This window comes from Streptomyces sp. QH1-20, from assembly GCF_041283565.1.
Classification (GTDB): domain Bacteria; phylum Actinomycetota; class Actinomycetes; order Streptomycetales; family Streptomycetaceae; genus Streptomyces; species Streptomyces syringius.
In genome coordinates this window covers 1,938,949-1,957,839 of sequence record NZ_CP166299.1, presented here as the reverse complement: position 1 = coordinate 1,957,839, position 18,891 = coordinate 1,938,949, and the positions used below count along the sequence as shown (strand labels likewise).

Sequence of the window (18,891 nt, the reverse complement as noted above, 5' to 3'; positions counted from 1 at the left end):
CGGATCAATGTGGCTTACGACACGTCGGGGGGTGAGTCTTATCGGGGAGTATGAAGGCTTAAGTCCCCTTCCAAAGTTGTAGACCACATGGTCGGTTTTACTCTACGTTCACTCCTCAAGACCTTTACGTGGTCTTCACGTTCGGCTCTGGGGAGGGCTGGGGGGATGTTTCGTCGTGCGCGCACGCGCGCATTCGGTGGCGCCATCGCTTGCGGAGTGGGTTTGGCCCTGACCGTGGGAATGGTGCCGGAAGCAGCAGCGGATCAAGCGTTACCCGGCCCGTCCCGGGCTCACAGGGATGGACCGGACAGCACGTCGGCGGTGTCCTCCGAAGAGGAGGCGCTGGCGCAGGCGAAGCGTTCGGGCAAGGAAGTCGAGGTTGCCTCGCAGCGCGGGGAGAGCCGGGACGTGGTCGCCACGCCCCAGGGTGCGTTGGAGGCACGCGAATACGTGCGCCCGGTGCGGGCGCGGGTCGACGGCGCATGGAAGCCGGTGGACACTTCCCTGGCGAAGGCCGCCGACGGATCCGTCTCACCGCGCGCCGCGACCGTGGGGATCAAGTTCTCCGGCGGTGGCGACGCCCCGCTCGTGGAACTGGACCGCGCCGGCCGCAAGCTCGCGTTGTCGTGGCCGTCCAAGCTCCCGGCCCCTCGCCTGGACGGCGACACCGCCACCTACGCCGATGTCCTGCCGGACGTCGACTTACGGGTGGCCGCCCAGGTGGACGGATTCACCCAGTTGCTGGTGGTGAAGTCGGCCAAGGCCGCAGCGAGCCAGGAACTGGCCCAGCTGCGGCTGAAGATCAACGCGGAGGGCGTCGCGGTCCAGGAGACCGCGCAGGGCAGCCTGACGGCCGTTGACCAGGGCGCGGGCGGCGCGGTGTTCGAGGCGCCGACGCCGATGATGTGGGACTCCAGCCCGGGGCCCGCCCCCGCGAACAAGGCGGCTCGCACCGCCGCTTCCGACCGGAGTGCCGCCGCGCGCGGTGCGGGCGAGGAGGCGGGTCCGGGGGAGTCGGGCAAGCTGGCACCGGTCGGCGTGGACGTGCCCGCCGGCGGGCAGGAGCTGGTGCTGACGCCGGACAAGAAGGTGCTGACGGGGGCGGACACGGTCTACCCGGTGTTCATCGACCCGCAGTGGTACTCGCCCCGGTCCTCGGCGTGGACGGTGGCGTCGCGGTACTGGTCGAGTTCACCGCAGTGGAAGTTCAACGGCGAGAGCACCGCCGGCATGGGCTACTGCGACTGGCGCAACTGCAAGCCCGAGGACACCAAGCGCCTCTTCTACCAGATCCCGACCTCGCGGTTCGCGGGCAAGACGATCCTTTCAGCGGAGTTCGTGGTGCCCGAGACGTGGGCGGCCTCGTGCGAGAAGAAGGGCGTTCAGCTGTGGCGGACGAAGGACATCTCCTCCTCCACCACCTGGGACTCGCAGAGCGCCTCCGGGTTCTGGATCAAGAAGCTGGCCGAGTACGACTTCGCGTACGGCTTCGAGGGCTGCGCGAGCGGTGACGGCGAGTTCAAGGTCCTGGACCTGGTCAAGGAAGCGGCATCGAAGTCCTGGTCCTCGCTGACCTTCGGCATGAGGGCCTCGGACGAGGACGACCCGTATGCCTGGAAGCGGTTCTCCGACCGCGCGTATCTGCGGGTGCAGTACAACCAACCCCCGTCCCAGGTCGCCATGTCCCAGCTGGCGATGGAGTACGGCGGAGCCTGCAAGATCCCGGAGAAGTCCGCCCATGTCCGCAGCCTCGGCCAGGTCTACGCGAACGACGTCAAGGACCCCGACGGTGACGACATCGCCGTGGAGTTCCAGGCCGAATGGGATGCCGGGGACGGCAAGGGGACCATCGCCCGCTGGAAACCGGGGCTGACGACGTTCAAGAAGTCCGGGTCGGACTTCTCCATGACCCTGCCCTCCACGATCACGGTCAACACGCCCGTGAACTGGTACGTACGCGCCTATGACCGCCAGGGTTATTCCCCCTGGTCGTACGCCGGGTCACCCAGCGGCTGCTACTTCGTCCGCGACCCCAAGACGCTGCCCGCACCCAGGATGACCTCGGCCGACTACCCGGAGTCGAAACCGGGGGCCGCCGAGGACCCGTGGTTCGACGGGGTCGGCAGGTACGGCACGTTCACCGTGGGCCCGGCCACCAAGGACATCACCAAGTACATCTACGGCATCAACGGTGATGCGACGCCGAAGAACACCCTCACCACGTCGGAGGGGGCCGCGCGGGCGATCAAGTCCCTGCCGGGCCGACCGGGGCTGAACTTCGTGACCGTGCAGTCCCTGGACGCCGCGGGCAACATGAGCGAGCCGTACACCTACCGCTACAAGGTCCGCTCCGGCCAGCCGGAACGCGCGGTGTGGTCGATGGACGACGCCTCCGACGCCACCCAGGCGCAGGGCTCCACCCCTGCCCGTACCGCCGAACTGCACGGCGGCGCGACCACCGGCGCCCCGGGAGTGATGGGCAGCGCGCTCTCCCTGAATGGCACCGACGGGTACGCGGGCACCGACATCCCGGTGGTGGACACCACGGGCGGCTTCACGGTCTCCGCCTGGGTGAAGCTGTCGAAGGCACCCAGCCAGGTCGCGGCCGTCGCCACCCAGCCGGGCAACCACACACCGGGCTTCCAGCTGTACTACTCCAAGGACTACGACCGCTGGGCCTTCAGCCAGATCGCCTCCGACACCGTCGGAGCCTTGCCGGTGCGGGTGATGCAGAAGAAGCCCGGCGGCGCGAAGCCGGGGGAGTGGACCCACCTGGTCGGCATCTATGACAGCGGGGACACCGAGCTGCGGCTGTTCGTCAACGGCCAGCTGGAAGCCACCGCCGAGTACAAGACCCCCTGGGACGCCCGCCGAGGACTGCTGATCGGCGCGGCCGCCGCCAACGGCAAGCCGACCGACTTCTTCCCCGGCCAGATCGACGAACTGGAGATCTTCAACAAGCCGGCCTCCGCGAACGAAGTGTCCCGCCTCTACGCCAAGGAACACATCCGCGGCCCCGGCCGGCCCGCCCGCGCGATCTTCCCCCTCGACGAGGAGGCCGGCGCCAAGGAGGTCACCGGCCACGCGGACGTGATGCCCGCGGTCTTCCACGGCGGCCCCAAGCCGGGCACGGAAGGCGCCGACGGCAAGGCACTGTCGCTGGACGGCGTGGACGACTACGCCACGGTGGAGGCACCGCACTTCAACACCATGGGCAGCTTCGCGGTCTCCGCCTGGGCCCGGCTGCCCAAGAACAAACCCACGCACACCTCGGTGATCCTCACCCAGGCCGGAGCCAACGCCAGCGGCGTCGAGCTCTACTACTCGCCCACCCACGACAGATGGGTGCTCAACCAGCACACCAAGGACACCGCCGACGCCCCCTCCAACAAGGTCGTCCAGAGCACCGGCCCCGCCCCACAAGGGGGCGAGTGGACCCACCTGGCCGGTGTCCGCGACATCGTCGCCGACACCCTGACCCTGTACGTCAACGGCACAGCAGCCGGAACCGTACCCCTGAGCACTCCCTGGTACGCCGACCGGCAGCTCCAGATCGGTGCGGGCGCGTACGGAGGGAAGTCGGAGAACTTCTTCCCCGGCGAGATCGACGACGTACGGATCTACGACCGCCCCGCCTCCGCGGCCGAGGTGCAGCAGCTCTTCAAACAGCGGGCACTGGTCAAGGGACGCTGGCAGTTCGACGCCGCGTCGGGAAACCCGGCGGTCTCGCCGGACGCCCTGACCGACAAGGGCGCGGTACGCCACGACATGACGTTCGCGGGCAAGGCCGCGATCGGCGCCGGGCGCGTCGACCAGGGCAGCCTGAAGCTCAACGGCGTGGACGCGGCCGCCTCGACCAACGGTGTCCCGGTCGACACCAGCGGCAGCTTCACGGTGACCGCGTGGGCGCAACGGGTGGCGGACAAGCCGGGGCGCGCCATGACGGTGATGAGCGCGGAGGGGAAGTACCAGAACGCGTTCACCGTCCGGTACGTGCCGGGCTCCAAGGGGCCGGGCGACGGGAACAGCACCGAGGGCCTCGGCAGCTGGCAGGTGACCATGCCGGGCAAGGACGCAGAGAAGGACGTCACCGTCACGACGGTGGAAAACCACGCGTCCGACGACGTCGAGGGCTGGAAGCATCTGGCCCTGGTCTATGACGGGTTCGCCAATGAGCTCCGTCTCTACGTCAACGGTGCGTTGGAAGAGTTCGTGTGTCCCGCCGCTGACGGTGTGCAGAACGACGGGACGGCCTGCACCAACCGTTCCGCCCTGGCCGACAACGCGGTGAGCTTCAACGCCACCAAATCTCTGCACGTCGGCCGGGCCATGGTCAAGGGAACAGCCGGTGAGTACTGGTCAGGTCAGGTCGACGACGTCTGGGCATTCCAAGGAGCCCTGACCGAGGCGCAGGTCAAGGACCTCGCAGCGGGAACGAACGGCCGCCCCACACAGGTGCCCAACGGCTGACCCGCCGGGGCCCGGGGCCAGAAGGACCCCCGGGCCCCGGCCCTCAAGCCGCAGTCGCAGAACTTTCCGCAGCTCCACACGTGCCACAAAGGCGCGCTGTGACGCATCAGCGAGGGATGACGAGGGATGAACGGCAAGGCCAGAACACGTATGTCAGCGTGGCAAAGACGCGTGGCACTCACTGTGTCCACGGTCCTGGTGGGCGCCCTCCTGCAAGGCGTGGGATTCCCGGCAGCCGCCGACGGCGGCAGCCTGCCGGGCGCGCCGGGGGTAGGAAAGCCCGTAGACGGCGGAACAGCCGACGTCAAGCCACGCAAGCTCGACCGATCGCCCCGGACCCCGGAGAAGGCGCCCAAGGCCGAGTGGGCCGAGGGCGGACGGGCTGTCGTCGACCTCTCCGGATTGGCGGGGAGGGGCGGGGAAAAGAGTGGCCGGGCGCTCACCGCCGACGGCCTGCCGGTGAGTCTCCTGCCCGCCCCGCCGAGCACCCGTCAGGGCAAGGGATCGAAGACGGTGCCGGCCGGGGATGTCCCGACGGGCAAGGCCGAGGTGCGAGTCCTGGACCGCAACGCCACGGAGCGCGCCGGAGTGGACGGGCTGCTGTTCACCATCACGCCCGAGGCTCGCAAGGCAGGCGCGAGGGGAACGTCCGGCAATGCCGGAGTGCGAGTGGACTACTCCAGGTTCGCCCAGGCATTCGGCGGCGGCTATGCCTCCCGGCTCCAACTGGTCGAACTTCCCGCTTGTGCGCTCACTTCACCGGCCAAGCCCGCATGCCGTACGGGCAAGCCGGTGGACGCGAAGAACGACACGGAGAAGCAGACGCTGACCACCCATGCGGTGACTCTGCGCCCTGGGGCGGCGACTGTGCTCGCTGCTGCCCCGGCGGCCTCCGGGGAAAAGGGCGACTACAAGGCCACCTCGCTGTCCCCGTCCTCGACGTGGAAGACCGACCTGAACTCCGGCGCCTTCAGCTGGTCGTACGACATTCCGGTACCCGACGTCCCCGGGGGGCTGAAGCCGAACATCGGCCTCGGGTACTCCTCGTCCGCGATCGACGGGCGGACGGGAAACACCAACAATCAGTCTTCCTGGGTGGGAGACGGCTTCGACCTGTGGCCGGGCTTCATCGAACGCCGCTACAAGCCCTGTGCCGAAGACGACGTCAAGAACGCCGATGGAAACAAGCCGGGCGATCTGTGCTGGGCGTACGACAACGCCACGATCTCGTTCAACGGCAAGGCCGGCGAACTGGTCCCCGCAGGGGACAACCAGTGGAAGCTGAAGAACGACGACGGCACGAAGATCGCCCGCCTGGCGGGCAGCGAGCACGACAACGGCGACAACGACAACGAGTACTGGCGCCTCACCGCCCCGAACGGGACCCGCTACTACTTCGGCTACCACAAGCTGAACGGCTGGGCGAAGGGCAAGGACACCACCGACTCCACCTGGACCGTCCCCGTCTACGGCAACAACGCAGGCGAACCCTGCCACAAGGACGCCTTCAAGGACTCCTGGTGCCAGCAGGGCTGGCGCTGGAACCTGGACTACGCCGTCGACCGGCACGGCAACGCGGTCGGCTACTACTACGGCAAGGAGAGCAACTCCTACGGCCGCAACCTCGAGGCCAAGGACGACACTCCGTACACCCGTGGCGGGTACCTCAAGCGGGTCGAGTACGGACTGAAGTCCGCCGACCTGTATGCCAAGCCGTTGGCGAAGGCCGACTTCACCAACGCCGAGCGCTGTCTCCCGCAGGACAAGGACAAGGTGACCTGTGCGGAAGACACGATCGGCGACAAGAAGGCCTACTGGTACGACACCCCCTGGGACCTGAACTGCAAGGCGGGCACCGAGTGCGACAAGGGCCGACTCTCACCGTCGTTCTGGACCCGTAAGCGCCTGACCGACATCACCGCCAGCGTGCTGAAGAGTGATGGCACGTACGCGCCCGTCGACTCGTGGAAGATCGGCCACCGCTGGGGCATGGCCGACACCGACTACCAGCTCCTGCTGGAGTCCGTGCAGCACACCGGTCATTCCGCCAGCCCGGCCATCACCCTGCCGAAGACCACGTTCGCCTACGCCCAAGGCCCCAACCGCCTCGACAAAACCGGCGACGGCAAGGCTCCCTTCATCAAGGAACGGCTGTCCACGATCGCGGACGAGTCCGGCGGCCAGACCGATGTCACCTACTCTTCCCCCGTCTGTGACTGGGGGAAGCTGCCCACCCCTGAGTCCAACACCACTCGCTGCTTCCCGCAGTACCTCAGCGGTGCTGGAAGTGAGGACCCGACCCAGCAGTGGTTCAACAAGTACGTGGTGGACTCCGTCACCGCCACCGACCGCACAGGTGGCTCACCCAACCAGGTCACCCGCTACTACTACCTCGGTGAAGCGGCCTGGCACTTCGATGACGACGACGGTCTGACCAAGGAAAAATTCAAGACCTGGTCAGGCTGGCGCGGCTACGGACATGTGCGTGTCCAGACCGGTGGTCAAGGTGCCGGCGCCATGAAGTCCCAGCAGGACAGCTACTTCCTGCGGGGCATGGACGGCGACAAGAAGGCGACCAGCGGCGGCACCAAGAGCGTGAACGTGACCCTCGGCAAGGACGAGGGCGAACCCATCACCGACCACGAGTCGGCAGCGGGCTTCACGTACAAGACGGAGAGCTACTCGGGCCCGGACGGAAAAGTCCTCGCCAAGACCGTCAGCCGGCCCTGGCACCACGAGACCGCGAAGAAGACCCGCTCCTGGGGTACCGTCACCGCGAACTTCTCCGGCACCGAATCGGCACGGACATCGACGTCCCTCGACGACGGGGCCGGCGTGAAATGGCGCCAGACCGCGACCGCGAGCGTCTTCGACACCGCGACCGGCCGGGCCAAGCAGGTCGACGATTACGGAGACACCTCCACCACAGCCGACGACCGTTGCACCCGGACCACTTACGCGGACAACTCCGACGCGAACATCCTCTCCCTTCCCTCGCGCGTGGAGACGATAGCCACGGCCTGTGACACCACAGTCGTCGACCGGTCCAAGGCGGTCCTCTCCGACGTCCGCACGGCCTACGACGGTGGCGCCTATGGCGCCAGCCCGACCAAGGGTGACGCCACCAGTGTCGCCACTCTCAAGAAGCACGACGGCAGCCAGGCGACGTATCTGGAATCCGCCACCACCGTCGACAGCTACGGCCGCCCCCTGGCCGTTACCGACCTGACCGCCGACATCGTCTTCGATCTCGCGGGCAAGCAGCTCTCGACCACCAAGCGGAGCGATGGCCGCACCACCACTACGGCCTACACACCGGACACCGGATTCCCCACCACCGTCACCACGACCACGCCCCCGTCGAAAGCCGGAGACGGGACCACCGCGCAGACCACGAAGACGACCGTGGACCCGCTGCGCGGCCAGCCGGTGACCAAGTGGGACGCGAACAACAAGCGGACCGACTTCGTCTATGACGCGCTCGGCCGCTCGACGAAAATCTGGTTGGCCAACCGCGCCAAGGCAGCGGGTGGTGCACCGAGCTATGAGTTCACCTACACGATCACCGATGGCAAGCCCGTCAGCGTCGGCACCAGGACCCTCAACAACAAGTCCGGTCAGCTCACGTCATACACCCTCTACGACGGCTTTCTGCGCCCACGCCAGACCCAGGCCCCCGGCCCGGACGGCGGTCGCCTGCTCACCGACACCTTCTACGACGACCGCGGTCTGACGGCCAAGACTTTCGCCACCTACTACGCGCAAGGCACCCCCGCTACCGCGCTCTTCGCACCGGACAACGCCCTCAAGGTGGAATCCCAGGCCTGGAACACCTACGACGGACTGGGCCGTGTCACCGAGAGCAAGCAGATTGCGGGCAACAGCGACGCGGGGAAGCCCCTGGCTACCACCCGCACCCTCTACGGCGGTGACCGCACCACCGTCATCCCCCCGGTCGGCTCCACCGCCACCACGACCGTGATCGACGCCCGAGGCCAGACGAAGGAACTGCACCAGCTCCGCAGCCGCAGCGCCGACGCGGACGCCGATGTCACGCGCTACAGCTACACCTCCGCGGGGAAGCTTGCCGAGGTCACCGATCCCGCAGGCAACTCCTGGTCGTATTCCTACGATCAGCTCGGCCGCCAGGTTTCTGCCAACGACCCCGATAAGGGCACCACCAGCAGCAGCTATGACGACCGCGGTCAGCTGCTCTCAGTCAGCAACGCCCGGAAGAGCAAGAACACGCTCTTCTACGGCTACGACAATCTGGGCCGTAAGACGGAGATCCGCGAAGGCTCCGCCACCGGAAACAAGCTCGCCGAGTGGACCTACGACACCGTCGCCAACGGCAAGGGGCAGATCGCCTCGGCCACCCGCTACGTGAGCAACAACGCCTATACGACCCGCGTGGACGAATACGACTCCCTGCACCGGGCAACCAGCACGAGCACGGTCGTCCCCGCGAACGAAGGTGCCCTGGCCGGCACGTATGTCTCTCGAACCGCTTATGACCCCTCCGGTACCGTCCAGAGCCAGAGCTTCCCTCCCGCCGGCTCTCTGCCCGGCGTCGCCGTCGTCTACATGTACGACGAGACCCTGCGCTCCGTGCAGGCAGGCACTTCCGACGGGCTGAAGGGGGAGATCAGCAGCTACAGCCTTACCGGCAAGCCGCTCCAGTCGAGACTCAGCCACAACGGCGGCAAGGTCACCCAGATAACCAACGGCTACGAGTGGGGCACCCAGCGCCTGGCCAACACCAGGGTCGACCGCCAGGACGCCCGCGCCGCCGACAAGGCCGCCACCTACACCTACGACGAGACCGGCAATGTCCGTGCCGTCTCCGACGCGGCTCCCGACGGCACTGACACCCAGTGCTTCACCTACGACTACCTGCGCCGCGTCACCGACGAGTGGACCCAGCCGACCGCGACTTGTGCGGGCACTCCGGTCGGCAACCTGGTGGGGGGCCCGGCCCCGTACTGGAACTCCTACACGTACGACAAGACCGGCAACCGACTCACCGAGACCCGGCACGACATCGGCGGCAACACATCCAAGGACAGCAAGCGGACCTACACCTACCCCGCCGCAGGCAAGTCCCAGCCGCACACGCTCACCGCGGTGGAGACGACCGGCCCGACGGGCACGGCCAAGGACTCCTACGCCTACGATCCGACCGGCAACACCACCGCCCGCACGCTCGGCGGTGACACCGAGGCACTCGATTGGGACGTCGAAGGCCACCTGGCGAAGGTCACCGAGTCCAAAGACGACAAGGTTGCCGAGACCACCTCGTACGTGTACGACGCAGAGGGCCAGCGCCTCATAGGTCGCACCGATACGGAGACCACTCTCTACCTCGGCGCCACCGAGATCACCCTCGCCAAGGGCTCCACCAAACCGAAGGCCACCCGATACTTCGACCTGGGCGGCGTCCAGGCCGTCCAGAACGATGACGGCACCGCGTCTTTTGTCATCGGAGACCATCTCGGCACCGGCCAGCTCGCGATTGACACGGCGACGACGTCGGCCACCCGACGCCGCACCACCCCCTTCGGTACCCCGCGAGGCGAGCAACCGAAGGCCTGGCCCGGCACGAAGGGATTCATTGGTGGCACGACGGACACGACCACCGGCTTGACCCACCTGGGCGCTCGCGAATACGACCCCACAACGGGCCGCTTCATCAGCGTCGACCCGGTCATGGACCTGGCGGACCCCCAGCAGAACCATGGCTACAGCTATGCGAACAACAACCCGGCTACCTTGTCCGACCCTTCGGGACTGCGACCTGATGGTGCGTGTGGTGGAGCGGGTGCATGCAGGACGAACGACAAAAAGAAAGAGGTCCCGGTCTGGGAGACGTGGGAATACGACGGGGATGGCTGGGAGTGGGGGACGTCGTCGAGCGTAACGAGTAAACCGTGGGAGGAGAACGGTGTCGAATACACCAGGACGGAGTGGTTCGGGAATCAGGGAAATTACTATTCCTACGCCACGACGGTAGACAAGTGGACGCGGCCCGAGAAAAGTGGCCCGTCGGTTGCCTCCATCTTCGCCTCCATCGTGAAGAGTGCGGTTGTTCCCGATTTTCCAGAATGGAAGAAATGCGCTAAGGGGTCGGTGTCCGGGTGTGCGTGGGCCGCAGCCGACCTGCCGAGCCCTCTTAAAGCTGCAAAAGTACTGAAGGTTGCCAAGGATCTAAAGGGGCTGAAGAGGGCTGAGAAGGCGGCAAAAGAATGCCACAGCTTCCTTCCGGGGACGGACGTGCTCCTGGCTGATGGCACCAGTAAGAACATCGAAGAGGTCGAGACGGGCGACAGGGTCCTTGCGACTGATCCGGAGACGGGCAAGACGACAGAGCGGGAAGTCGTCGCAAGCATCATCACGGAGTACGACAAGGACTTCACCGACCTCACGGTGAAGACCGACCAAGGCGAGTCCAGCCTCATCGCCACCGACACGCACCCTTTCTGGGACGCCGGCCTGAAGAAGTGGGTCGACGCCGGCGAGGTCGCCTCAGGTACGCGGCTGCACACCCCGAACGGTGACACGGTCGAGGTAACGGCAGTACGTCATTTCCGCAAGCAGCAACGCACCCATGATCTGACGGTCAACAGCACCCACACGTACTATGTGCTGGCGGGTAAGACTCCGGTGCTGGTTCACAACAGCAACTGTGATGGGGTCGGGCGAGAACTGCTTGGTGACGATGCCCAGCACATCCTCGACGGACACGCATATCCGGGACTGCCTGGAAAGACGGTTTTCCCGAAGGGGTGGAGCCACAATGACATCCTGGACGCCGTGGCGGATGTTGCCACGAGCCCAAACAGTACGCGTGTCTGGAAAACCGGCTCAGCCAATTATGCTGAGAAGACTCTCCGGACGAGGAAGGGCGATCCTGCCGTTCAAGCAATCACTGGAGAGGTGCGAGGGGTTACCATCGAGGTTCGCTATGAACCGCTAACCGGTAGAGTCCTCACAGCTTTCCCGAGGTGAAGGAGCGTGGCATATGGAGAGGTATCAATACCTGCGGACTCTCGTCTCGCAACTCCTTGAGGAATCTCCTCTGACTTCAGAAGAGGTTATTGTCGACGTTCGTCACTTGATGAGCGTCGGCGAAGAGGAGTTGGCATTCGATACGATGTGCTCATGGATCTATGAGGACTCCCTTCCGATCGCCTCGGCCTACTATGAGCGTCTCGTGTCCGCCGCTCAAGAGCTGGGCACTCCGAAATCAATAGATAGACTCGATGAGCTCATCGAGGATTAGGCTTCGAAGTCGGGGCGCCGCTGGAGAATTCGATCTTAAATCGCTGGTTCGGATCGGTCCCCCTCCCCGGGAAGCATAGCCGCGGACCTGAGGCCCCTTCAGCTGTACTTGGCGGGGTCTCAGGTCATTTGCGCAGCGGATGAGATTCGCCAGGCGAGTAGTGTCGTCTTCCGGTTGGTCTGAAGAACGGCCGGGGGGTGGGGCGGCGGCCGTCGTTCACCGGGGGCATCCAGGAACGCGCTCAGCAGCAGCGCGAAGCCGATCTCGGCACGATCTTGAACAGCTGGGTCAGATAGGGCTCACGAGGCACCAGCCACAGGCTGGTGTCGCTCCAGGTGGTCGGTGCCGATTCGCCCTTCTGCCGGTAGAGCGAGTCCTTGGGCGTGACGGCCAGGTGATCGAAGCCCTGGATGGCCGGATGCAGGGTGAAGCTGTCGAGGAGATCGGACCAGCGGACCGTCCAGCGTTCGGTGTCCACGTCCTGGCTGTCCACGACCTTGACGAGCGGGCGGCGGGCGCTGCCGCTGTCCTCGAAGGTGAGCCGCATTCCCGAGCTGATGTTGGTGATGAAGTACCCGCCGGCCTCGGCCGTCTCGAACTTCCACTGGTCGCTCGGCTTGTCGTAGTCACCCCAGTCGCGGTGCAGGACGGCATCGAGGGCGGCGCCCTTGGATTCCGTGCCGGTGACGAGGTGCAGTCCGCTCTGCAAATGATCGATGCAGACGTTGAGCCCGATGGGCACCGGCGCTCCGGGTGGGTCCGGGGTGGGCTTCGGACTGCCGGGCATGGGAGTGGGCACGACGACTTCCCCTTTCTGCTCGGACGGCCGTAGTGCTGTGCCGGCTATGGGACCTGCTGCTGGGAGAGATGGAGGACGCCGACCTGGCCTCTGCCCATGCGGATCTGGCTGCCGATGGGGGTCGTGCTGGCCAGAGCGCTGAAGGAGTAGTCGTATGAGGTGCCGGAGACCACGGCACGGACCGATTCGACCACCAGAGGGTCGCCGGACGCGGGCTCGAACCGGATGTAATTCGGGAAGAGGTCGAGGCTCCGCACATACGTCTGCGGGCTCCGAGGGTCGTTCAGAACGGGGTCCTGGATGCCGTGATCCTCTCCCAGGACGAAGGTGTACGTACCCCCACTTTTTTCGAACTCCTGCTGTTCCGTCGTCGCCGAATTCCGCAGCGTGAATTCGCGTCCTGCCATACCCAGCCGGAGGTACCCCTTGGGGTTCGATCCCGTCGGTGAGACGGCGAACGAGAACGTCACGGTGATTTTCCTGATGGCTTCCGATGACATGGGGGCAGGCTCCCTCGGCTGGATACGACGGTCGTGCCGGGCGCCCGCGAGAAGACGACGTGCACGGCGAACGCACCCGAGTCGATTACCGCCCACCCCCGCAAGCCGCGCAAATCGGCACCGCGTCGACGCAGCGCGGAAACCCGGGTCCCGCGCTCCGGCGGGCCCGCCCCCGCCCGCCCTCGGAGTCGCCCCGCTTCCGCTCGGCCGCCCGGGGGCGGCGACTCCGTCGGCGCCCCGCCCGAGCGCTTCTGTAGAGATCCAACAGTGACTGCCGGTCCCCCCTGTCGCAGGTCGAGTGTCTCTTCGGTGACCTCTACCGATACGTTTCGGTGTAGTCGAGCACGACCTATGCACATGGAAACGGAAGGGTGATCCTTTGAGCCGCTCGGTTCTCGTCACCGGAGGAAACCGGGGCATCGGCCTCGCCATCGCCCGTGCCTTCGCGGAGGCCGGCGACAAGGTCGCCTTCACCTACCGGTCGGGTGAGCCGCCGGCCGAGCTCATCGACCTGGGCTGCCTCGCCGTGAAGTGCGACATCACGGACCCCGAGCAGGTCGAGCAGGCGTACAAGGAGATCGAGGAGAAGCAGGGCGCGGTCGAGGTGCTGGTGGCCAACGCCGGCGTCACCCGCGACCAGCTGCTGCTGCGCATGTCCGAGGAGGACTTCACCTCCGTGGTGGACACCAACCTCACCGGCACCTTCCGTGTCGTCAAGCGCGCCTCGAAGGGCATGCTGCGCGCCCGCAAGGGCCGTGTCGTGCTGATCTCGTCCGTCGTGGGCCTGCTGGGCTCGGCGGGCCAGGCGAACTACGCCGCCTCCAAGGCCGGGCTGGTCGGCTTCGCCCGCTCGCTCGCCCGCGAGCTGGGCTCCCGCAACATCACGGTCAACGTCGTCGCCCCCGGCTTCGTCGACACCGACATGACCCGCGTGCTCAGCGACGAGCAGCGGGAGAGCATCACGAAGCAGGTTCCGCTCGCGCGCTACGCGCAGCCCGAGGAGATCGCCGCCTCGGTCCGCTTCCTCGCCTCCGACGAGGCCGCATACATCACTGGAGCCGTCATTCCTGTCGACGGCGGATTGGGCATGGGTCACTGAACGTCATGAGTGGAATCCTCGCAGGCAAGCGCATCCTGGTCACGGGCGTCCTCACGGAGTCCTCGATCGCCTTCCAGGCCGCCAAGGTCGCCCAGAACGAGGGCGCCGAGGTCATCCTGACCGGCTTCGGGCGGCTCTCGCTCGTCGAGCGCATCGCCAAGCGGCTGCCCAAGCCCGCCCCGGTCATCGAGCTGGACGTCAGCAACCAGGAGCAGCTCGACGGGCTGGCCGACAAGGTCCGTGAGCTCCAGGGCGACGACGCCCGTCTCGACGGCATCGTGCACTCCATCGCCTTCGGCCCGCAGGGTGCCTTCAACTTCCTGGAGGCGAGCTGGGAGGACGTCTCCACGGCCGTCCAGATCTCGGCGTACTCCTACAAGTCGCTGGCCACGGCCCTGCTGCCGCTGATGCCGCAAGGCTCCGCGATCGTCGGTCTGACCTTCGACGCGCAGATCGCCTGGCCGAAGTACGACTGGATGGGCGTGGCCAAGGCGGCTCTGGAGTCCACCAACCGCTACCTCGCCCGCGACCTCGGTCCGAAGGGCGTCCGCTGCAACCTGGTCTCGGCCGGCCCGATCAAGTCGATGGCCGCCAAGTCCATCCCGGGCTTCGAGGAGCTCGCGGACGTGTGGAACCACCGCGCCCCGATCGGCTGGGACCTGGCCGACCCGGAGCCGGCGGGCCGCGGCGTCGTCGGTCTGCTGTCCGACTTCTTCCCGCGCACCACGGGTGAGATCGTCCACGTCGACGGTGGCGTGCACATGATGGGGGCCTAGTTCCCCAGCCGTCGGACGGAGTCCGGCGCAGCCGTCTCCCACAACGGCGTTCGAAGGCCGCGTGACCCCGTCCCCCGGACGAGGTCACGCGGCCTTCGCGTACCCCCGAGTCGAGAACCGCGCCCACCACCCGCACACTGGGATGAACCGGGAGGTTCCCGGCGCACCGTGGGGAGGAGGTACGGGCGTGCGTGCACCCATCCGCCGTACGGCGGCGTTGCTGCTCACCGCCGCCGCCCTCGCCGGCTCCCTCGCTCCCATGGCGGCCGCGGCCCCCGCGGAGCCGCAGGAGGCCGAGTGCCGCACCCGGATACACGGCTCCCACGCCACCGCCGTCTGCTTCAACGGGCACGCGCGCCCCGACCGCGTCCAGCTGCACGTCGAGTGCGCCCGCTGGTGGGACCCGGACATGGACACCGCCCCGGTCACCGTCGATCCCGCCCGCCATGCCTCCCTCGCCCAGCGCTGCTGGCTGGAGATACGCCACGCCTGGGTCACGCACACCCCGGGCTGACGCACCATCCCCAGCTGACAAGCCCGCTCAGGACCCGTCGGCCCCCTGACGGCAGCCGAACGGATGGGCTCCCGCCTCGGCCGACGCCGTCGCCTCGTCCCGGTCCCTGATCGCCGCCACCAGCCGCGCGTGGTCCGTGTACGCCTCCGGCCGCAGCTCGGGGCCGACGTCCGCGCGCAGGAAGTCGCGGACCACCGAACCCAGGTCCGCGTACAGCTCGGCCAGCACCTCGTTGTGCGCCGCCGCGACCACCGCCGAGTGCAAGGTGGCGTCGGCCTCGACGAACCGCTCCGCGTCCCCCGAGTCCCAGGCCCGCTCGCGTCGCTCCAGCAGCGTGTCCAGCTGCCGCAGGTCCGCCTCCGTGCGCCGCAGGGCCGCCAGCCCCGCCGCCTTCGTTTCCAGCGCGCTGCGCAGCTCCGCCACGTGCAGCGGATCCGCCTGGGCGAAGCGCCGGCGCATCACACCGGCCAGCTCGCTGGTGGCGGCCACATACGTCCCCGAGCCCTGCCGGATGTCCAGCAGGCCGTTGTGCGCGAGGGCGCGTACCGCCTCGCGCACGGTGTTGCGGGCCACCCCGAGCTGCTCGACCAGCTCGGGCTCGGTGGGAATGCGCGAGCCGACCGGCCATTCGCCGGAAGTGATCTGGTTCCGGAGCCCGGCGATCACCTGGTCGACGAGCGGGGAGCGCCGAGGCGAGTTCAGTGGCATGGAATTCCGTTTCGACGATTCATCCCATGATTCTATGATGGTCTTCATGGCACCCATGGCAGACGAAGACCGCGCGGCGGCCGACACCGCCGCACCCACCCGTACCACCGCGCGCAGACCGGCGGCCGAAGCCGCGCCGGAGTCCGGCGCCGCGGGCCGGCAGCGTCTCCTGCTGGTCGTGGGGCTCGTCATCGCCGCCCTCAACCTCCGGCCCGCCATCACCAGCCTCGGGCCGCTGATGAAGGAGGTCCGCGACGACCTCGGCATGAGCGGCACCCTCGCCGGGCTGCTCACCTCCGTGCCCACCCTGTGCTTCGCGGTCTTCGGTCTCGCCGCGCCCCGGCTGGCCCGCCGCTGGGGCCCGGCCGCGGTCGTCTGCGCCGGCATGGTGGCGATCACCGCCGGTCTCGCGGTCCGGCCGTACGTGGGCGGCACCGCCGGTTTCCTCGCGCTCAGCGCCCTCGCGCTGGCCGGCATAGCGGTCAGCAACATCCTCATGCCCGTGATCGTCAAGCGCTGGTTCCCGGACCGGGTGGGTCCGACGACGGGCATCTACTCCATGGCCATGTCCGCCGGCACCTCCCTCGCCGCGGCCGCCACCGTGCCCATGACCGACGCGCTGGGCGGCAGTTGGCGGCTCGGCCTCGGCATCTGGGCGCTGCTCGGCGCCGCCGCGGCCCTGGTCTGGCTCGCCGTCGCCCGCAGCCGTACGGCCCGGACGACGAACGCCGCCGACAAGGGGGCCACGCCGGGCGCGGGCACCGCGCCCGCCGGTGCCGCCGTGCGCATCACCCGCAGCCCCACCGCCTGGGCCCTGGCCGTCTTCTTCGGCCTCCAGGCCACCGGCGCCTACATCACCATGGGCTGGATGCCGCAGATCTTCCGGGACGCCGGGGTCTCCGCCTCCACCGCCGGGGTGCTGCTCGCCATGACCATGCTCATGGGGGTGCCGCTCTCCTTCGTGCTGCCCCGGCTGGCGGCCCGGCTGCCCCACCAAGGCGTCCTCGTGCTCGTCCTCGCCGCCTTCGGCCTGACCGGCTACACCGGGCTGTGGCTGGCCCCGGCCGCCGGCGCCTGGGTCTGGGCGCTGCTGCTCGGCGTCTCCAACTGCGCGTTCCCGCTGGCCCTGACGATGATCGGGATGCGGGCGCGGTCCGGCGCCGGCGTGGTGCGGCTGTCCGCCTTCGCCCAGAGCACCGGCTACCTCATCTCCATCCCCGGCCCGCTGCTCGTCGGCGCCCTCTACGAGCGCACCGGCGGCTGGGACCTGCCGATCGCCCTGATGGCCGCCCTGATGGTGCCTCAGGCCGTGGCGGGCGTGCTCGCCGGTCGCGACCGGACCGTCGAGGACGAGACCGGGCCCGCCGCCCCGACCGCGTGAGCGGGTGCGACACTGGTGCCATGAGCGTGCTCGACCCGAACCCCAAGAACGGCCAGAAGACCCTGGTCACCATCCTCGGCGTGATGCTCGGCATCACCGTCGTCATCGGCGTCATCGCGACGCTCGCCTCGCCCTGACCCCGCCTCGGCGCGGACGCGCGGCCCCCGTGCGTCCCGCGCGGGGTGGGGCTGGCCCCACCGTCCCCTAGGGGGCCAGTGTCAGGGGTAAGTGGGTGGCTCACCGGATGGGGGCCGGGCGCCCGTCTCCGTAGGTTCGTAGGACACCGCGACGGCGCGGTGCACCGAACCGCTCGGAGGCGATCCCATGTCCGCCGGTACGCGCCCCAGGACACCCGGCACCGCTGCGCAGACCCGCCTGCCGTGGTGGGCGCTCGTGCTGCCCGCCCTCGCCTTCGTGGTGCTGTTCGTCCTGCTGGCCTCGCCCGCCTCCGCCGACACCGGTTCCACGGCCTTCGGCGAGGGCACGGTCTCCCGCGCGGTGGAATTCGTCCGGCACGCCCTGCGGAGCTGAGCCGGGCGGGGCTGGGGTACCCCCACGGGGCAAGCCTCTCAACACCCCGCGCCTCGCCGTCCGTTTCATGCGAAGCTGGAAAACATGAGCGCCGAACCGACCCGCAGGATTGTTCTTCTCCGGCACGCCAAGGCCGAGTGGTCCGACGATTCCGACCATGAGCGCCCGCTCGCGGAGCGCGGCCGCAAGGATTCCCCGGTCGCCGGGCGCCGGCTCGCCACCGCCGGCATCATCCCCGACCTGGCCCTCTGTTCGACCTCCGTCCGCACCCGGGAGACCTGGAAGCTCGCCGTTCACGAGCTGCCCCAGCGCCCCCGCACGGTCTATGAGGACCGGCTGTACGAGGCCTCCCTCGGCGAGCTCATCGCGGTGATCAACGAGACCTCCGACGAGGTGGCCGACCTGCTGCTCGTCGGGCACAACCCCGGCATGCACGCCCTGGCCGACGCGCTGGCCGGCGAGGCCGAGAGCGACCTCCTGCCCCGGCTGAACCGCTCCGGATTCCCCACCGCCGCGATCGCGGTGCTCACCTTCAGCGGGCCCTGGAAGAGCGTCGAGCACGGCACCGGCAAGCTCGTCGCCTTCTGGCCGCCGCACGAGTAGGTCTGCCGACCGGGGGTGGGGTGTGCGTTCCCGGGCCGTCCTCCGCAGACGGGGCTGCATGTGTCGCCTGCGGCGGGGCGCCCAGCGGGCGCGTCCTCAAACGCCGGACGGGCTTGTTGTGGCCGGGCGTGGGGTGTGCGTTCCCGGGCCGCCTTCCGCGGACGGCGCCACATGTGCCGCCTGCGGCGGGGCGCCCAGCGGGCGTGTCCTCAAACGCCGATGCGGGCTTGT

At 68.1% G+C, this 18,891-nt stretch carries 13 protein-coding genes; 10 read left to right on the top strand and 3 right to left on the bottom strand.

Annotated features, from left to right (window positions below; all coding sequences use genetic code 11):
* Positions 1 to 165 precede the first annotated feature (165 nt).
* The 3 genes from AB8O64_RS08680 (at position 166) to AB8O64_RS08670 (ending at position 11,749) form a co-directional block, all read left to right on the top strand.
* Positions 166 to 4,470, top strand: a complete 4,305-nt coding sequence (locus AB8O64_RS08680; RefSeq protein WP_370418639.1) for a LamG-like jellyroll fold domain-containing protein — start codon at positions 166 to 168, stop codon at positions 4,468 to 4,470.
* A 171-nt stretch (positions 4,471 to 4,641) separates the two neighbouring features.
* Positions 4,642 to 11,475 (top strand): polymorphic toxin-type HINT domain-containing protein, encoded by a 6,834-nt coding sequence (locus AB8O64_RS08675; protein WP_370418638.1) that lies wholly within the window; start codon positions 4,642 to 4,644, stop codon positions 11,473 to 11,475.
* 13 nt (positions 11,476 to 11,488) lie between these two features.
* The gene (locus AB8O64_RS08670) at positions 11,489 to 11,749 is read left to right on the top strand and encodes a MafI family immunity protein (protein ID WP_370418637.1); all 261 of its coding nucleotides are present in this window, start codon (positions 11,489 to 11,491) and stop codon (positions 11,747 to 11,749) included.
* A gap of 241 nt (positions 11,750 to 11,990) precedes the next feature.
* Here the strand turns inward: AB8O64_RS08670 and AB8O64_RS08665 are convergent, their stop codons facing one another.
* Together AB8O64_RS08665 and AB8O64_RS08660 are read right to left on the bottom strand one after the other, a co-directional pair.
* Positions 11,991 to 12,548: a hypothetical protein gene (locus tag AB8O64_RS08665; RefSeq protein WP_370418636.1), complete on the bottom strand. Its 558-nt coding sequence runs from the start codon at positions 12,546 to 12,548 to the stop codon at positions 11,991 to 11,993.
* A gap of 44 nt (positions 12,549 to 12,592) precedes the next feature.
* Positions 12,593 to 13,048 (bottom strand): hypothetical protein, encoded by a 456-nt coding sequence (locus AB8O64_RS08660; RefSeq protein WP_370418635.1) that lies wholly within the window; start codon positions 13,046 to 13,048, stop codon positions 12,593 to 12,595.
* Between the two features lie 379 nt (positions 13,049 to 13,427).
* Between AB8O64_RS08660 and fabG the strand changes: the two genes are divergently transcribed.
* The 3 genes from fabG to AB8O64_RS08645 all read left to right on the top strand — a co-directional run bounded on the left by fabG (position 13,428) and on the right by AB8O64_RS08645 (position 15,437).
* Positions 13,428 to 14,147, top strand: coding sequence for a 3-oxoacyl-[acyl-carrier-protein] reductase (fabG, locus tag AB8O64_RS08655; RefSeq protein WP_130877127.1), 720 nt, complete (start codon positions 13,428 to 13,430; stop codon positions 14,145 to 14,147).
* A 5-nt stretch (positions 14,148 to 14,152) separates the two neighbouring features.
* The gene (fabI, locus tag AB8O64_RS08650; protein ID WP_370418634.1) at positions 14,153 to 14,923 is read left to right on the top strand and encodes an enoyl-ACP reductase FabI; all 771 of its coding nucleotides are present in this window, start codon (positions 14,153 to 14,155) and stop codon (positions 14,921 to 14,923) included.
* Positions 14,924 to 15,110: 187 nt separating this feature from the next.
* On the top strand, positions 15,111 to 15,437 hold the full coding sequence (locus tag AB8O64_RS08645) for a hypothetical protein (RefSeq protein ID WP_365187745.1): 327 nt from the start codon (positions 15,111 to 15,113) through the stop codon (positions 15,435 to 15,437).
* A 27-nt stretch (positions 15,438 to 15,464) separates the two neighbouring features.
* Here AB8O64_RS08645 and AB8O64_RS08640 read toward each other — a convergent pair whose 3' ends face one another.
* Positions 15,465 to 16,145: a FadR/GntR family transcriptional regulator gene (locus tag AB8O64_RS08640; protein WP_370418633.1), complete on the bottom strand. Its 681-nt coding sequence runs from the start codon at positions 16,143 to 16,145 to the stop codon at positions 15,465 to 15,467.
* A 55-nt stretch (positions 16,146 to 16,200) separates the two neighbouring features.
* On the opposite strand from AB8O64_RS08640, the gene AB8O64_RS08635 reads away from it, so the two are divergent.
* The 4 genes from AB8O64_RS08635 to AB8O64_RS08620 all read left to right on the top strand — a co-directional run bounded on the left by AB8O64_RS08635 (position 16,201) and on the right by AB8O64_RS08620 (position 18,660).
* Positions 16,201 to 17,526, top strand: coding sequence for a CynX/NimT family MFS transporter (locus AB8O64_RS08635; protein WP_370423821.1), 1,326 nt, complete (start codon positions 16,201 to 16,203; stop codon positions 17,524 to 17,526).
* A gap of 20 nt (positions 17,527 to 17,546) precedes the next feature.
* Positions 17,547 to 17,663 (top strand): SGM_5486 family transporter-associated protein, encoded by a 117-nt coding sequence (locus AB8O64_RS08630; RefSeq protein ID WP_260420554.1) that lies wholly within the window; start codon positions 17,547 to 17,549, stop codon positions 17,661 to 17,663.
* A 187-nt stretch (positions 17,664 to 17,850) separates the two neighbouring features.
* Positions 17,851 to 18,057 carry a hypothetical protein gene (locus tag AB8O64_RS08625; RefSeq protein ID WP_370418632.1) on the top strand — a complete coding sequence of 69 codons (207 nt, stop codon included), beginning with the start codon at positions 17,851 to 17,853 and terminating at the stop codon, positions 18,055 to 18,057.
* An 84-nt stretch (positions 18,058 to 18,141) separates the two neighbouring features.
* Entirely contained in the window at positions 18,142 to 18,660 is a 519-nt protein-coding gene (locus tag AB8O64_RS08620; protein ID WP_130877122.1) for a histidine phosphatase family protein, read from the top strand.
* Positions 18,661 to 18,891: the final 231 nt, after the last annotated feature.

Excerpts from the sequence above, each read along its gene's own strand:
- AB8O64_RS08625 (WP_370418632.1), top strand. The coding sequence starts at position 17,851 with ATGTCCGCCGGTACGCGCCCCAGGACACCCGGCACCGCTGCGCAGACC.
- AB8O64_RS08635 (WP_370423821.1), top strand. The coding sequence starts at position 16,201 with ATGGCAGACGAAGACCGCGCGGCGGCCGACACCGCCGCACCCACCCGT.
- AB8O64_RS08620 (WP_130877122.1), top strand. The coding sequence starts at position 18,142 with ATGAGCGCCGAACCGACCCGCAGGATTGTTCTTCTCCGGCACGCCAAG.
- AB8O64_RS08640 (WP_370418633.1), bottom strand. The coding sequence starts at position 16,145 with ATGCCACTGAACTCGCCTCGGCGCTCCCCGCTCGTCGACCAGGTGATC.
- fabI (WP_370418634.1), top strand. The coding sequence starts at position 14,153 with ATGAGTGGAATCCTCGCAGGCAAGCGCATCCTGGTCACGGGCGTCCTC.
- AB8O64_RS08680 (WP_370418639.1), top strand. The coding sequence starts at position 166 with ATGTTTCGTCGTGCGCGCACGCGCGCATTCGGTGGCGCCATCGCTTGC.
- AB8O64_RS08630 (WP_260420554.1), top strand. The coding sequence starts at position 17,547 with ATGAGCGTGCTCGACCCGAACCCCAAGAACGGCCAGAAGACCCTGGTC.
- AB8O64_RS08660 (WP_370418635.1), bottom strand. The coding sequence starts at position 13,048 with ATGTCATCGGAAGCCATCAGGAAAATCACCGTGACGTTCTCGTTCGCC.
- AB8O64_RS08670 (WP_370418637.1), top strand. The coding sequence starts at position 11,489 with ATGGAGAGGTATCAATACCTGCGGACTCTCGTCTCGCAACTCCTTGAG.